Annotated in this window: 13 protein-coding genes; 8 read left to right on the forward strand and 5 right to left on the reverse strand. The window is 73.7% G+C overall.

The genetic code is table 11. The annotated features are described in order from the left end of the window. Positions 1 to 56: 56 nt before the first annotated feature. The 5 genes from ACFZAM_RS06415 to ACFZAM_RS06435 all read left to right on the forward strand — a co-directional run bounded on the left by ACFZAM_RS06415 (position 57) and on the right by ACFZAM_RS06435 (position 4,454). Complete coding sequence (locus ACFZAM_RS06415; RefSeq protein WP_391043208.1) at positions 57 to 806, forward strand: enoyl-CoA hydratase family protein; 750 nt, start codon at positions 57 to 59, stop codon at positions 804 to 806. After that, positions 803 to 1,675: a CoA-transferase gene (locus ACFZAM_RS06420; protein ID WP_391043211.1), complete on the forward strand. Its 873-nt coding sequence runs from the start codon at positions 803 to 805 to the stop codon at positions 1,673 to 1,675. Before ACFZAM_RS06415 ends, ACFZAM_RS06420 begins: the two co-directional genes overlap by 4 nt. After that, positions 1,672 to 2,508, forward strand: coding sequence for a CoA-transferase (locus ACFZAM_RS06425; protein WP_391043213.1), 837 nt, complete (start codon positions 1,672 to 1,674; stop codon positions 2,506 to 2,508). Before ACFZAM_RS06420 ends, ACFZAM_RS06425 begins: the two co-directional genes overlap by 4 nt. Continuing rightward, positions 2,505 to 3,578 carry a nitronate monooxygenase gene (locus tag ACFZAM_RS06430; RefSeq protein ID WP_391043216.1) on the forward strand — a complete coding sequence of 358 codons (1,074 nt, stop codon included), beginning with the start codon at positions 2,505 to 2,507 and terminating at the stop codon, positions 3,576 to 3,578. The genes ACFZAM_RS06425 and ACFZAM_RS06430 overlap by 4 nt, the downstream gene beginning before the upstream one ends. A gap of 84 nt (positions 3,579 to 3,662) precedes the next feature. Then, positions 3,663 to 4,454 carry a VOC family protein gene (locus ACFZAM_RS06435; RefSeq protein ID WP_355337642.1) on the forward strand — a complete coding sequence of 264 codons (792 nt, stop codon included), beginning with the start codon at positions 3,663 to 3,665 and terminating at the stop codon, positions 4,452 to 4,454. 6 nt (positions 4,455 to 4,460) lie between these two features. Here ACFZAM_RS06435 and ACFZAM_RS06440 read toward each other — a convergent pair whose 3' ends face one another. Then, a complete protein-coding gene (locus ACFZAM_RS06440; protein ID WP_391043218.1) occupies positions 4,461 to 5,612 on the reverse strand; it encodes an acetyl-CoA C-acetyltransferase in 1,152 nt (383 codons plus the stop codon). A gap of 177 nt (positions 5,613 to 5,789) precedes the next feature. On the opposite strand from ACFZAM_RS06440, the gene ACFZAM_RS06445 reads away from it, so the two are divergent. The 3 genes from ACFZAM_RS06445 (at position 5,790) to ACFZAM_RS06455 (ending at position 11,288) form a co-directional block, all read left to right on the forward strand. Continuing rightward, the gene (locus ACFZAM_RS06445) at positions 5,790 to 6,938 is read left to right on the forward strand and encodes an acyl-CoA dehydrogenase family protein (protein ID WP_355337648.1); all 1,149 of its coding nucleotides are present in this window, start codon (positions 5,790 to 5,792) and stop codon (positions 6,936 to 6,938) included. Next, positions 6,935 to 8,173, forward strand: coding sequence for an acyl-CoA dehydrogenase family protein (locus ACFZAM_RS06450; RefSeq protein WP_391043222.1), 1,239 nt, complete (start codon positions 6,935 to 6,937; stop codon positions 8,171 to 8,173). The genes ACFZAM_RS06445 and ACFZAM_RS06450 overlap by 4 nt, the downstream gene beginning before the upstream one ends. Positions 8,174 to 8,684: 511 nt before the next feature. Beyond that, positions 8,685 to 11,288 carry a PQQ-binding-like beta-propeller repeat protein gene (locus ACFZAM_RS06455; protein WP_391043224.1) on the forward strand — a complete coding sequence of 868 codons (2,604 nt, stop codon included), beginning with the start codon at positions 8,685 to 8,687 and terminating at the stop codon, positions 11,286 to 11,288. Positions 11,289 to 11,325: 37 nt separating this feature from the next. Here the strand turns inward: ACFZAM_RS06455 and ACFZAM_RS06460 are convergent, their stop codons facing one another. The 4 genes from ACFZAM_RS06460 to ACFZAM_RS06475 all read right to left on the reverse strand — a co-directional run bounded on the left by ACFZAM_RS06460 (position 11,326) and on the right by ACFZAM_RS06475 (position 14,413). After that, complete coding sequence (locus ACFZAM_RS06460; protein ID WP_391043226.1) at positions 11,326 to 11,943, reverse strand: hypothetical protein; 618 nt, start codon at positions 11,941 to 11,943, stop codon at positions 11,326 to 11,328. Positions 11,944 to 12,027: 84 nt separating this feature from the next. After that, the gene (locus tag ACFZAM_RS06465) at positions 12,028 to 12,804 is read right to left on the reverse strand and encodes an enoyl-CoA hydratase-related protein (RefSeq protein WP_391043227.1); all 777 of its coding nucleotides are present in this window, start codon (positions 12,802 to 12,804) and stop codon (positions 12,028 to 12,030) included. Then, the gene (locus ACFZAM_RS06470) at positions 12,801 to 13,250 is read right to left on the reverse strand and encodes an OB-fold domain-containing protein (protein WP_391043230.1); all 450 of its coding nucleotides are present in this window, start codon (positions 13,248 to 13,250) and stop codon (positions 12,801 to 12,803) included. Before ACFZAM_RS06470 ends, ACFZAM_RS06465 begins: the two co-directional genes overlap by 4 nt. A gap of 8 nt (positions 13,251 to 13,258) precedes the next feature. Then, positions 13,259 to 14,413, reverse strand: coding sequence for a lipid-transfer protein (locus tag ACFZAM_RS06475; RefSeq protein ID WP_391043232.1), 1,155 nt, complete (start codon positions 14,411 to 14,413; stop codon positions 13,259 to 13,261). Between the last annotated feature and the right edge of the window lie 35 nt (positions 14,414 to 14,448).

Below are 14,448 nucleotides of genomic sequence, written 5' to 3' on the forward strand. Positions count from 1 at the left end.
TCGGGATCCCGATCCGTACATCCGTAAAAGGCCAACGAGCGGGCGGAGGACGGCGCATGGCGATACAGGTGGCACGCCCCGGGACCGGCGTCGCGGAAGTGGTGATCGACGCGCCGCCGGTCAACGCGATCGACGTGAAGGGCTGGTTCGCACTCGCCGACGCGCTCACCGCGCAGGGCGCGGACCCCGAGGTGCGGGCGGTGGTCCTGCGCGCGGAGGGCCGCGGATTCTGCGCGGGGGTCGACCTCAAGGAGATGCAGAGCACCGCCGGATTCGACGCGTTGCTCGGCGCCAACGCCGGATGCGCCGCCGCCTTCTCCGCCGTCTACGACTGTCCGGTCCCCGTGATCGCCGCCGTGCACGGCTTCTGCCTCGGCGGCGGCGTCGGCCTGGCCGGGAACGCCGATCTGGTCATCGCCTCCCATGACGCGTACTTCGGCCTGCCCGAGGTCGACAGGGGCGCGCTCGGCGCCGCCACGCACCTGGCCAGGCTCGTACCGCAGCAGCGCATGCGGCACATGGTCTACACGTCGCAGAACGCCACGGCCGCCGAGCTGCACGGCTACGGCACGGTCCTCGCGCTCACCCCCAGGGATCGTCTGCGCGACGCAGCCGTCGAGATCGCCACCGCGGTCGCCGCCAAGGACCCGCAGGTGGTCAGGGCCGCGAAACAGTCGCTCAACGGCATCGACCCGGTCGACGTCAAGCGCTCCTACCGCTACGAACAGGGCTTCACCTTCGAACTCAACCTGGCGGGCGTCGGCGACCGGCTGCGCGACGCCTTCACCGAGGGAGGCGCCGGATGACGGACAAGCGCATGACCGCCGACGAGGCGATAGCGCACCTCGCCGACGGCATGACCGTCGGCATCGGCGGCTGGGGCTCGCGCCGCAAACCGATGGCCCTGGTGCGCGCGATCCTCCGCTCCCCGCTCACCGACCTCACCCTGGTCTCCTACGGCGGCCCCGATGTCGGCCTGCTGTGCGCGGCGGGCAAGGTCCGCAAGGTCGTCTACGGCTTCGTCACCCTCGATTCCGTCCCCCTGGAGCCGCATTTCCGCGCCGCCCGCGAGAACGGCACCGTCAAGGCGCTCGAAATGGACGAGGGCATGTTCCTGGCCGGGCTGCGCGCCGCCGCCCTCCGGCTGCCCTTCATGCCGGTACGCGCCGGGCTCGGCGCCGACGTGCTGCGGTACGCGCCCGAGCTGCGGGTGCTCCCCGACCCCTACGGCACCGGGGACGAGGTGGTCGCCGTACCGCCGCTGCGGCTGGACGCCGCCCTGGTGCACGCCAACCTCGCCGACCCCGCGGGCAGCGCCGCACTCACCGGGCCCGACCAGTTCTTCGACGACCTGTTCTGCCAGGCCGCGGACGCCGCCTATGTGTCGGCCGAACGCGTCGTGCCCACCGCGGACCTGCTCAAGGAGGCGGGGTGCGTGCACGCCCTCGTCCTGCACCGCTACCTCACCCATGGCGTGATCGAGGCACCGCGCGGCGCGCACTTCACCGAGTGCCCACCCGAATACGGCCGCGACGAGCCGTTCCAGCGCGCCTACGCGACCGCCGCGGCCGACCCGGCGGCCTGGGCCGCCTTCGCCGAACGCTTCCTCAGCCATATGGATGAATCGTCTTATCAACAGGCTGTGGATAACTTCCACGAGGAGGCGGCCCGATGACCGCGCCCCCGAACGGCCCGACCGCGCCCCCGAACGGCCCGACCGCGCCCCCGAACGACTCGACCGCCGCGGCGACCGGCCCCGCCACCAGGGCCGAGATCTGCGTCACCGCCTGCGCCGACGCCTGGCGCGGCGACGGCGAGATCCTGGCCAGCCCCATGGGCGTCGTGCCCACCCTCGGCGCCCGCCTCGCCCGCGCCACCTTCGCCCCCGACCTGGTGCTCAGCGACGGTCTGGCCTATCTGCTGGCCGGTGACATCCCCCTCGGGGCGGCACCCGACGCGCTCACCGTCGAGGGCTGGCTGCCCTACCGCGCGGTCCTCGACCTGGCCGCGCGCGGGCGGCGCCACGTCATGATGGGCCCCAGCCAGATCGACGCGTACGGCAACGCCAACATCTCCTGCATCGGCCCCTGGGCCCGCCCCACCCGGCAGCTCCTCGGCGCGCGCGGCGCCCCCGGCAACACCGTCAACCACACCACCAGCTACTGGGTGCCCCGGCACGCCCCGCGCGCCTTCGTCGAGCGCGTCGACGTCGTCTGCGGCATCGGCTACGGCCGCGCCGCCGCCGTCGGCCGCGCCGCGCGCTTCCACGGTCTGCGCACGGTCGTCACCAATCTGTGCGTCCTGGACTTCGGCGGACCCGGCCACCACATGCGGCTCGCCTCGCTGCACCCCGGCGTCACCCTGGAGCAGGTCGTAGCGGCGACCGGCTTCCGCCTCACCGTCCCGGCCCGCGTCCCCACCACCCGACAGCCCACCGACGCCGAACTGCGCGTCCTGCGCGACGTCCTCGACCCGCGCTCCGCCCGCGACCGCGAGGTCCCCGCATGACCGCCGACGGTCCGCTGAGCACCCGCCTCACCGACCTCACCGGCATCCGCCACCCCATCGTGCAGACCGGTATGGGATACGTCGCCCGCCCCCGCCTCGTCGCCGCCGCGGCCAACGCCGGGGCCCTCGGCGTACTGGCCGCCGCCACCTTGTCGTACGACGAACTGACCGCGGCCGTCGCCGAGGTCAAGGCGGCGGCCCCCGGACGGCCCTTCGGGGTCAACCTCAGGGCCGACGCGCCGGACGCGGCACGGCGGATCGCGCTGATGGGCCGCGAGGGCGTACGGGTGGCGTCCTTCGCCCAGGCGCCGACCAGGGAGCTGATCCGCGCCGCACACGACGAGGGGATGGTCGCGGTGCCGTCGGTCGGGGCGCGGCGGCACGCGGAGAAGGTCGCCGAGTGGGGCGCGGACGCGGTGATCGTGCAGGGCGGCGAGGGCGGCGGGCACACCGGCCGGGTGCCGACCACGCTGCTACTGCCGCAGGTGGTGGACGCGCTGCGGGGCAGCGGGGTGGCCGTGGTCGGCGCGGGCGGCTTCTTCGACGGGCGCGGCCTCGTCGCGGCCCTCGCCTACGGCGCGGACGGCATCGCGATGGGCACCCGCTTCCTGCTGACCTCCGACGCGCCCGTGCCGCGCGCCGTCCAGGACCGCTACCTGGCCGCCGACGTCACCGGCACCCTCGTCACCACCGAGGTCGACGGGGTGCCGCACCGGGTCCTCGCCACCGACTTCGTCCGCTCGCTGGAACGCGGCGGCCCCCTCGTCCGCTACCCGCGCGCGCTGCGCAACGCCGTCCGCTTCTCCCGGCTGTCCGGGACGCCGCTGCGCGCGATGCTCCGGGAGGGACGGGCGATGCGCGGCGCCCGCGAGCTGAGCTGGCCGCAGGTCCTGATGGCCGCGAACACCCCGGTGCTGCTCCGCGCCGCGATGGTCGAAGGGCGCGCTGACCTGGGCGTCATGGCCTCGGGGCAGGTGGCGGGAGTGATCGCCGACCTGCCCTCGTGCGCGGAGCTGGTGGACCGGATCATGGCCGAAACCGAGGGAGTCCTGGGCCGTCTCAAGAATTGACCATATGTTCGAATTCTCTCTCGTGCGGGCGGGAAGATCACTGGTTACGGTGGCATTCCAGACATTCGCGAGAGGAACCAGCTCATGTCCGCATTCGGTGAAGGCGCTCCCTGTTGGGCCGACGTCTCGCTTCCCGACCTCGCGGCCGGGCGGCGTTTCTACGGCGAGCTGTTCGGCTGGACGTTCGAGGACCAGGGCGAGCAGTTCGGGCACTACACGCTGGCCAAGCTCGACGGGAAGAACGCGGCGGCCCTGATGGGCAAGATGGACGAGTCGATGCCCACGGCCTGGGGCATACACCTGGCCACCGCGGACGCCGCGAAGACCGCGGCCAAGATCACCGAGGCGGGCGGGCACGTCGTCTTCGGCCCCGACGAGATCGGCGACACCGGTGTGCTGGTCGGCGCCGTCGACCCGGGCGGCTCCTTCTTCGGCGCCTTCCAGCTCCGCGGCCACCCCGGCTTCGACGTGGTCAACGTGCCCGGTGCCTACTGCTGGACCGAGAACCACACGCGGGACGCGGCGGCGGTCGACGCCTTCTACGAGACGGTGTTCGGCTACGACGGCGTGCAGGTCGGTGACGGCGTCCACTTCGACTACAAGGTGTGGTCCCGCCCCGGCGACCCCGAGGGCCAGCTCGCCGGCCGGATGAACAGCGCGTCCGGCGGCGGGGACGAGCCGCCCGCCTTCCAGGTCTACTTCGTGGTCGCGGACTGCGACGCCGCCGCCGACACCGTGGGACGGCTCGGCGGACGGGTCGTCATGGGACCGGAGGACTCGCCGTTCGGACGGATGGCCGTCGTCGCCGACGACCAGGGCGCGAGGTTCGCGATCATCGACGTGACGCGCAGGAGCGGCTCGATACCCGGCGCGTGAGCCGGATCAGAGCCGTTCGATGACGGTGACGTTGGCCTGGCCGCCGCCCTCGCACATGGTCTGGAGGCCGTAGCGGCCACCGGTGCGCTCCAGGTGGTGCAGCAGGGTGGTCATCAGCCGGGCGCCGGTCGCGCCCAGCGGGTGGCCGAGGGCGATGGCGCCGCCGCACGGGTTGACCACGTCGGGGTCGGCGCCGGTCTCCTTCAGCCAGGCCAGCACCACGGACGCGAACGCCTCGTTGATCTCCACCGCGTCGAAGTCGCCGATGGACATGCCCGTCCTGGCCAGGGCGTGTTCGGTGGCGGGGATCGGCCCGGTCAGCATGCGGATCGGGTCGGAGCCGCGGGCGGACAGATGGTGGATCCGCGCGCGGGGGGTCAGGCCGTGGTCGCGCACCGCCTGTTCGCTCGCGACGAGCAGCGCGGCGGCGCCGTCGGAGATCTGCGAGGACAGGGCCGCGGTGAGCCGGCCGCCGGGCACGATCGACGGCAGGGCGGCCATCCGCTCCGCCGAGGTGTCGCGGCGGGGGCCCTCGTCGGTGGCGAGTTCGGGGAGGGCGGCCGTTTCGCGGGCGAACCAGCCGCTGTCGAGCGCGTGCAGGGCGCGACGGTGGCTCTCCAGGGCGAAGCGCTCCATGTCCTCGCGGCTGATGTCCCAGTCGCGGGCGATGAGTTCGGCCCCGCCGAACTGGCTGACGGGCTGGTCGCCGTAGCGGGCGCGCCAGCCGGTGGACCCGGAGAACGGATCGGTGAAGCCGTACTCGCGGCCCACCACCATGGCCGCGCCGATCGGTATCCGGGACATGCTCTGGACGCCGCCCGCCACGACCAGGTCGCTGGTGCCGGACAGCACGGCCTGCGCCGCGAAGTGCACGGCCTGCTGGGAGGAGCCGCACTGCCGGTCGACGGTCACGCCCGGTACGTGCTCGGGCAGTCCGGCCGCCAGCCAGCAGGTGCGGGCGATGTCACCGGCCTGGCCGCCGATGGCGTCCACGCAGCCGAAGACGACGTCCTCGACGGCGCCGGGGTCGAAGCCGCCGCGTTCGACCAGGGCGGTCAGCACATGGGCGCCGAGGTCGGCGGGGTGGACGGGGGCGAGCGCGCCGTTCTTGCGGCCGACGGGGGTGCGTACCGCTTCGACGATGTAGGCCTCGGGCATCGGGGGCTCCGTTCTCGCAGGACTGGGAGGTGACGAGAGGTGACGAGAGGGTGATGAGAGAGGTGAGGCGATGTGAGGTGACGTGCCTTGAGGTGAGGGCGCGGTGGCGTGCGATGAGGTGCGTCCTGGCCGTACCGGGATCTGACGATCCGTCAGATAGTCGGTTATCCTAGCGCGGTGACGGACCTTTCCTTCAGTGCTCAACAGGACGCGTTCCGGCGGGAGATACGGGACTGGCTCGCCCGTCGGGTGCCGCGTGAGCCGCTGCCGTCGATGGACACGGCGGACGGTTTCCGCGCGCACCAGGAGTGGGAGCGGACGCTGTACGAGGCCGGGTGGGCGGTCGTCGGATGGCCGGAGGAGTACGGGGGAAGGGGCCTCGGCCTGGACGAGTGGCTGATCTTCGAGGAGGAGTACTGGCGGGCGGGCGCGCCGGGGCGCGTCGGGCAGAACGGCATCTTCCTGTTCGCGCCCACCGTCTTCGCCTTCGGTACGGAGGAGCAGCGGGCGCGGGTGCTGCCGCCGATGGCCAGCGGGGAGGAGGTGTGGGCGCAGGGCTGGTCGGAGCCGGAGGCGGGTTCAGACCTGGCGAATCTGCGGGCGCGGGCGGTACGGGACGAGGCGCGCGGCGGGTGGCGGCTGAGCGGGCAGAAGACGTGGAGTTCGCGGGCGGCCTACGCGCACCGGCTCTTCGGCCTCTTCCGGAGCGACCCCGACTCGCGGCGGCACCACGGCCTGACGTACTTCATGGTCGACCTGGCGGCGCCGGGCGTGACGGTACGGCCGATCCGGCAGCTCGACGGGGAGGCCGGATTCGCTGAGGTGTTCCTGGACGACGTGTTCGTGGCCGACCGGGACGTCCTGGGGGAGGCGGGGGAGGGGTGGCGCATCGCGATGTCCACCACCGGGAGCGAGCGGGGGCTGAGTCTGCGGAGCCCCGGACGGTTCCTGGCGGCGGCCGACCGGTTGCTCGACCTGTGCCGTCTGCGCCCGGAACAGGCGGCGCCGCACCGGGACGCGGTGGCGGACGTGTGGATGCGGGCGGAGGCGTACCGGCTGTACACCTACCGGACGGTGACGCGGATGCGGGAGGGCAAGGAGAGCGGGCCGGAGTCCTCGCTGAACAAGGTCTTCTGGTCGGAACTGGACCTCGACCTGCACGACATCGCGCTGCGCGTCCTCGGCGCGGAGGCGGAGCGGTGCGGGCCGTGGCTGGACGGCTACCTCTTCGCGCTCGCCGGACCCATCTACGCGGGCACCAACGAGATCCAGCGCAATGTGATCGCCGAGCGGCTGCTCGGCCTCCCCCGGGAGCCCCGCCGATGAGACTCGCGCCCACGCCCGACGAACAGCTCTTCGCCCGCACCGCCCGCGAGCTGCTGGCGGCGCGCTGCACACCGGCCGACGTGCGCGCCGGGTTCTCGCGGGACCGCTGGCGGGCGCTCGCCGAGGTCGGGGCGACCGGGCTGCTGGTCCCGGAGGAGTACGGCGGCCTCGGTCTCGGTTCCGGTCCCGGTGCCGACGACTACGGTCCCGACAGCTACGGTTCCGGCGGCCACGGTTCCGGCGGCCGCGGTTCCGGCAGCTACGGTCCCGGCGGCCGCGGTTCCGGCAGGCAGCACCTCGGAGGGCAGCACCTCGACGAGCCGCCCCTGGGCGCGCAGGCGCTCGTCGCGCTCACCGAGGAGGCGGGCCGCGCGTGCCTGCCCGAGCCTTTGCTGGAGGCGGCGGTCGCGGCGGAACTGCTCGGGGGGCTGCCGGAAGGGGCGGATCTGCTGCGCGGGCTGGCGGAGGGCGCGGTGACCGTCGCCGTGTCCCTTCCCGCCCGGGTTCCGGCGCCGGGACCCGTACCCGCGTCCGCATCCGTACGCACGTCCGCATCCGTATCCGTATCCGAACCAGCAGGTCAGCCCGTTGTCGCGCACGCCGCCCACGCTGATCACGTGCTGGTGGTCACGGAAGACGGTGAGCTGCGGGAGGCGGGGGCCGGGCCGCGTACGCCCGTTGCCGGGGTCGACCCGAATCGGGGGCTGGCGCGTGTGGCGGAAGGTGGCGGGCGGGTGCTCGCGCGGGAGTGGGGGGAGGCGGCCGGGATGGCGGCGCGGATCGGGGCGATCGGGGCGGCGGCCGACCTGGTGGGCGCGGCGGCGGCGATGCTGGAGCGGACGGTGGATTACGCCAAGGGCCGCGTGCAGTTCGGGTCGCCGATCGGCGAGCGGCAGGCGGTGAAGCACCGGCTGGCGGACGTCCTGCTGGCCGTGGAATTCGCGCGGCCTGTGGTGGCGCGGGCGGCGTACGCGTACGACCACGGGCTGCCCAGTGCGGCGCGGGACGCAGCCATGGCGAAGGTCTTCGCTAACGAGGCGGCGGGGAAAGCGGCGCGCGGGTGCCTCCAGGTGCACGGCGCGATCGGTTATACCGACGAGTACGACCTCTCGCTCTGGCTGCGCCGGGTGTGGGCGCTCTCCGCCGCGTGGGGCGATTCCACCCGGCATCGCGCCGCCGTGGCGGCCGACCTCTTCGCGCCGGGCGGCCCGTCCCCGTCCTCCCCGCCGCGCTGAACCCCACCGCCCCGCGACCGACCCGCGCGGCCCCCCGTCCACGGGGGCCGGTCCCGACTCGCCCGCCCCGTAAGGCACTTGGACGCCGCCGGTGCGCCACGTGCGTCCCATGCCTCCCTCCCGGACGCCTCGTTCGGCGCGCCGCGCGCCGGAGACGGTGCGAATGGCGGATGATAACGAGTTCGCTCTCCGGGCGTGTCGCGGCGGCCCCGGGTTCGCAACCGGCGCCCATCCCAGGAAGAATCAGGCCCGTACCCTGGCGCTTGGGCCGGTCGAACGGGGTACGGAGCGCGCAGAGCGGGCAAAGCAGTACAGGCGGGCGCAAGCGCTCGATCACGACAGCACGGCACGAGCACGGCGACAACGGCAGAGCGACCACAGCACGACAGCACCACAGCACCACAGCACCAGAGCACGACGGCAGAGCGACAACGGAACGACGGTACGGCGCGCAGCACGGGGTAAGGCCGCGACAGCGCGGGCAACGCGGGCACGGGGAGGTGGCAGGGCAGTGGTGGAGCAGCTTACGCAGCACGACCCGAGACGGATCGGCCCTTTCGAGGTGCTGGCGCGGCTCGGCGCCGGCGGCATGGGGCTGGTCTATCTCGCCCGCTCGGCTTCCGGCCGCCGCGTGGCGATCAAAACCGTGCGCGCCGAACTGGCCGAGGACCAGCTCTTCCGGGTCCGCTTCACGCGTGAGGTGGAGGCCGCCCGCGCGGTCTCCGGCTTCTACACCGCGGCCGTCGTCGACGCCGACCCCCGCGCCGCCGTCCCGTGGCTCGCCACCGCCTACGTCCCGGCCCCGTCGCTGGAGGAGATCGTCAACGAGGCGGGCCCGATGCCCGCGCAGGCCGTACGGTGGCTGGCCGCCGGAATCGCGGAGGCGTTGCAGTCGATCCACGCCGCCGGTCTCGTGCACCGCGACATGAAGCCGTCGAACGTTCTCGTCGTGGAGGACGGGCCGCGCGTCATCGACTTCGGCATCGCGTCCGGCGTCTCCAACACCCGCCTGACCATGACGAACGTGGCCGTCGGCACGCCCGCCTACATGTCGCCCGAGCAGGCCCGCGACTCCCGCAGCGTGCGCGGCGCGAGCGACATCTTCTCGCTCGGCTCCACCCTGGTCTTCGCCGCGACCGGCCACGCGCCCTTCCACGGCGCCAACCCCGTCGAGACCGTCTTCATGCTGCTGCGCGAGGGCCCCAATCTCCACGGCCTGCCGCCCGAGCTGCGCCCGCTCATCGAGTCCTGCATGCGGATGGAGGCGGACCGGCGGCCCACCCCCGCCGACCTCCAGGCGCAGCTCGCACCGCATCTGTACTCCACCGGCGGCGACGACACGGGTACGGCGTCGGCCTGGCTGCCGCCCGGCGCGGTCGCGTTGATAGAGCAGCGCCGCAGCGGACGGCCCGCCGTCGCCGCGGGCGGCAGCCGGGGCGCGCACGCCGCGGGCCCGCAACTGCCCGGCAACGCGCCGCCGCTCCCGCCGAACTCCCCGCCCCGGCCGCAGCAGCCGCCGAACAACGCACCGGCGCACGCGGGCGCGCCCGACGGCCGCGGCAACCACCGCGCGCCCGTACCCGTATCCGGCCCCGCGGCGGGACCCGCGGCGGGCCCCGGCTCCGGTCCCACCTCGGGTCCCGCCTCCGCCGTTCCGGTCCAGCTCGCCGGTTCCGCGCCGATCGGTCCCGGGATGCGGGTCGCGGACGCGGCGGACCACAAGGCGGGGGCCGCGCCCGGTACGGACTGGGTACGCCGCCGCGCGGGCGCGCACCGTGCGAACGCCAACGCGGGCGCCAACGCGGGTGCCGTGGCGAACGGCGGCGCGGCCCAGGCCCCCGCCGCCCTCCCGGCGCAGCAGGGCCAGCAAGCGCAGCAGGCTCCGCAGTCACAGCAGCAGTCACAGCAGCAGCAATCACAGCCGCAGTCGCAGCAGGCCCAGCACGGCGCCCAGTCGGGCCTCCAGTCCCAGGCCGCCGCTCCCGGCGAGTGGCGGCCGTGGCGTTTCCGCATGTCGAACGACGTGTGGGGCACCCCCGTCGTCTCCGGCGGACTCCTCTACGTCACCTCCTTCGAGGTGCACGCGCTCGATGTGGCCAGCGGGCGCCGCCAGTTCAAGACCCGCGACGTCGCCTGGACGATGGCCGTCGACGGCGGCCGTATCCACGCCTCCGACGGCCCCAGCCTCTTCGCGCTCGACGCGGTCGACGGCGGCGAGCGCTGGCGTACGGCGATCGACGGCTGGGTGTACGCGCTGCGCGCTGACTCCGGCACGGTCGTGACCGCCACCCGCGGCGGCGGCATCCAGGCGTGGGACGCGGCGCGCCGCGGACTGCGCTGGGAGCGGTCGGGCGCCCAGACCGAATTCGAGTCCCCGGACTCCGGGCCCACCGTCCTCGGCCGCGCCGTCTACTACCAGGGCGGCGGCCACCTGCACGCCGTTGACTCCCTCACCGGTGCCGAGATGTGGTCGTACCCGGTCGGCGAACCCGGCGTCGCGGGCTCCGTGCCCACCCGGCCGGTCGTCGCGGACGGCATCGTGCACCTCACCGCCGGGACGCGGGTCGTCGCGCTCGACGCCCGCAGTGGCGCCGAGCGCTGGCATTTCGACGCCCCCGCCGTCATGTTCTCGCCGCCCGCGCACGTGCCGGGGCCCGGCGTCTCGGGCGGCGGCGTGTACGTCGCCGACCACCTCGGCACCGTCTACGCCCTCGATCCCGCCGACGGGCACGCGCGCTGGCGCGTCGCCACCGAGCCGCGGCAGTCGCTGGAGCCCGTCATCGTCGCCAATGGTGCGCTGCACCTCGGCGCGGGGAGCGCGCTCTACACGCTGGACGCCGTCAGTGGCGCGCCGCGGTGGCGCTTCGCGGCGCAGAACGAGATTGTCGGCTCGCCCGCCGTGGCGGCCGGGCGGGTGCACTTCGGGTCCAAGGACCACTGTCTGTACACGGTCGACGCGGCCGGGGGGCAGTTGCGGTGGCGGCTTGAGACCGGCGGGGAGATCACCGGGTCGCCGGTGACGTCGGAGGGGGTGGTGTACGCGTGCTCGAAGGACCGGTGCGTGTACGCGCTCGACGCGACGAAGGGGACCGGGGCGACTTCGCGTCGGGCGTAGTGGGTTCTTCCCCGCCCGCCCGCCCGCCTCTTTGCCCTCAAACGCCGGGCGGGCTGATGGGTGGGAGTGGCCCGCTGGTTTCTGTTGGGGCACCCCGCCCCGTCTCCTCCTCCTCCTCGTAGCGGGGTTCGTCATACGGCGGTTCGTCATACGGCGGTTCGTCATACCGGCCGTCCGCCGACGTGTCGTACGTCGGCTCGTCGTACCGCGGCTCCTCGAAAACCGGCGTGGCGCGGCGCGGCCGGTGGCGGCCGGGGAGGACGGCGGCGGCGAGGAGGAGCAGGAGGCCGGAGGCGAAGGCGGTGGCGACGCCGTAGTCGAGGCCGTTGCCGCCGGCGGTGAGGGAGCCGGAGGCTTGGCCCTGGCGGACCATCCAGAGGATGGTGATGCCGAGAACGAGGAGGGCGGCGAGGGCGAGGGTGAGGCGGGAGCGGAGGAGGACGCCCAGGAGGGTGAGGAGGGCGGCGAAGGCCATGGGGAGGAAGAGGGAGCCGAGGAGGGCCGCCTTGTCAGGCGTCACGCCGACCCCGGTGAAGAGGTCGTCGACCCGGATCCCGGAGCCGTGGCGGCCGCCGTACCAGGCACGGAAGGGGCTCCAGACGGCGCCCGCCGCTCCGATGAGGGCGAGAAGCGACCCGACGACGGTGCGGAACATCTCGTGGTCGCCTCGCTTCGCTCGCTCAGCCCCCTCGGGGCCGACGCTACGCCGCGACCGTCGCACCCGCCACGTGAGCCGCGCTCACCTCAACCGGAAGGCGGCGGGCCCCCGGGCGCGCCCGGTGAACAGCTCCGCCTGCCGCTCCGGCGGCAGATTGCCGAGGGCGATGAGGTGCGGCGCGAGCGCGGTGGCGTGCGCGCGGGCCGCCTCCCGGGCCGACCACACGGCGCGCACGGTGCCCTGGACGGCCTCGGTCGGGTAGGAGGAGAGGACGGCGGCGGCGCGCAGAGCGGTGGCGAGGAGGTCGGGGCCTGGTACGACCTCGGAGACGAGACCGGTCTCGTAGGCCCGTCGCGCGCTCACCCGTTCGGCGGTGCCCATGAGGGACATGCGCATGGCCTCGCCGTAGGGCATGCGCTGCGCCATGAGGACGGACTCGTAGGCGCTGACCATGCCGTATGCGGTGTGCGGGTCGAAGAAGGTGGCGTCTTCCGCGGCGATGAGAAATTCGGCCTCGCCCAGGAGGTAGAAGGCGCCGCCGCAGGCCATGCCGTTGACGGCGGCGACGACCGGCTTCCACAGGTCGTTGGCCTTGGGGCCCGCGGTGAGCAGGGGGTCGTCGACGCAGTACGGGGACGACGGCTGCGGCACGTCGAGGCCGCGGTCGACGCCGGTGCAGAATGCCCGGTCGCCCGCGCCGGTGAGGACCACCGCCCGTACCGCGTCGTCGAAGCGCAGGTCGCGCCACACCTCGCGCAGCCCGTCCACGGTCGCGCCGTCCAGGGCGTTGTGCCGCTCGGGCCGGTCGAGGGTGACGAGCGCGACCCCGTCACCGGCCTCCGTGCGCCGGACGCTCATGGCCGCTCCAGCAGCCAGCGCGGTACGACGACGCCGTCCGTGGCGGCCGGGTCGGGGAAGGCCACCTTCACGGCGGCGCCGATCCGCAGTCGCGCCGGGTCCACGGAGTCAAGGCGCGCGTCGGCGCGGGCGACGAGGTTGCCGACCAGCCGGATCCGGCCGCCCTCGGGGGTGGCCTCTTCGGCCAGTTCCACCACGATCACGTTGTACGGGGCCTGCTCGGCGTAGTCGGGCAGCAGCGGGGGGTGGGCGACGATGTAGGACCAGATCCGGCCGCGTCCGCTCATCCGCTCCCAGCGGGACCCGAAGGACCGGCAGTACGGGCAGCAGGGGCGCGGCGGGAAGCGGAGCCGTCCGCAGTCGGCGCACGCCTGGACGCGCAACTCGCCCTGGCGCGCGTACTCCCAGAAGGGCGCGCCGTCCTCGTCGATGACCGGCAGCAGCATCGCGGCTGTCAACTCCTCAGCAGCAGAGCGGATGTGGGGACGCACTCGCCCGCCGTGACCAGGCAGGTGGCGGCGTCGGGGACTTGGGCGGTGGAGGTGCCGCGCAGTTGCCTGACGCCCTCGGTGATGAGGTTGAAGCCGTGGACGTACGCCTCGGACAGGCCGCCGCCACCGGTGTTGATCGGCAGCCGTCCGCCGGTCTCCAGGGCGCCGCCCTCGGTGAAGGCGGCGCCCTCGCCGCGTCCGCAGAAGCCGTAGCCCTCGAGGGAGAGCGGGATCAGCGGGGTGAAGGCGTCGTATATCTGGGCGACATCGACGTCCTGCGGCCCGAAGTCGGCCTGTTTCCACAGGTGTCGGGCGGCGGTCCAGGACGGTCCGGTGAGCGGGTCGTCGGTCCAGTAGTTGACCATGCCGTGGTGCTGGGCGGGCAGGCCCTGCGCGGCGGAGTGCACGTAGACGGGCTTGCGGCGGCAGTCGCGGGCGCGTTCGGCGGAGACCACGACGCAGGCCAGGGCCCCGTCGGTCTCCATGCAGTTGTCGAACAGGCAGAGCGGTTCGCTGATCCAGCGCGCGGTCATGTACATCTCGCGGGTCAGCGGGCGCTCGTACATCAGGGCGGCCGGATTCTGGTTGGCGCGGTTGCGGCAGGCGAGCGCCACATTGAACAAGTGGTCGCGGGTGGCGCCGTATTCGTGCATGTAGCGGCGGGCGAGCATGCCGATCTCGTCGGCCGGGCGGAGCAGACCGTACGGCCGGGACCACTGCGCCGGGATGGGGAGCTGGACGGTGGTGCTGCTCCACGGGCGCGGTCCCGAGCCGCGTTTGCGCGACCGCCAGGCGACGCCGACCGACGCCTGACCGGTGGCGACGGCCGCCGCGAGGTGCGCGACGGTCGCGCACGAACCGCCGCCGCCGTAACCGGACTTGGCGAAGAAGGTCACATCACCCGCGCCGATCGCCTTGGCCAGCTCGACCTCGTCGGTGTCCTCCATCGTGTACGAGGCGAAGCCGTCGACCTCGCCGGGGTCGATGCCCGCGTCGTCGAGCGCGGCGAGCACCGCCCGGCACGCGAGCGTCTTCTCCGACTCCGGGAGCGACTTGGCGAACGGTGTCTGGCCTATCCCGACGATGGCCGTCGCGTCTTTCAGGGCAGCGCCGCCCATGGGCACACACCTCCGCGGGTCCCCGGATGCACTGA

It is taken from the genome of Streptomyces sp. NPDC008079 (assembly GCF_042957385.1).
In the GTDB taxonomy this organism is placed as follows: domain Bacteria; phylum Actinomycetota; class Actinomycetes; order Streptomycetales; family Streptomycetaceae; genus Actinacidiphila.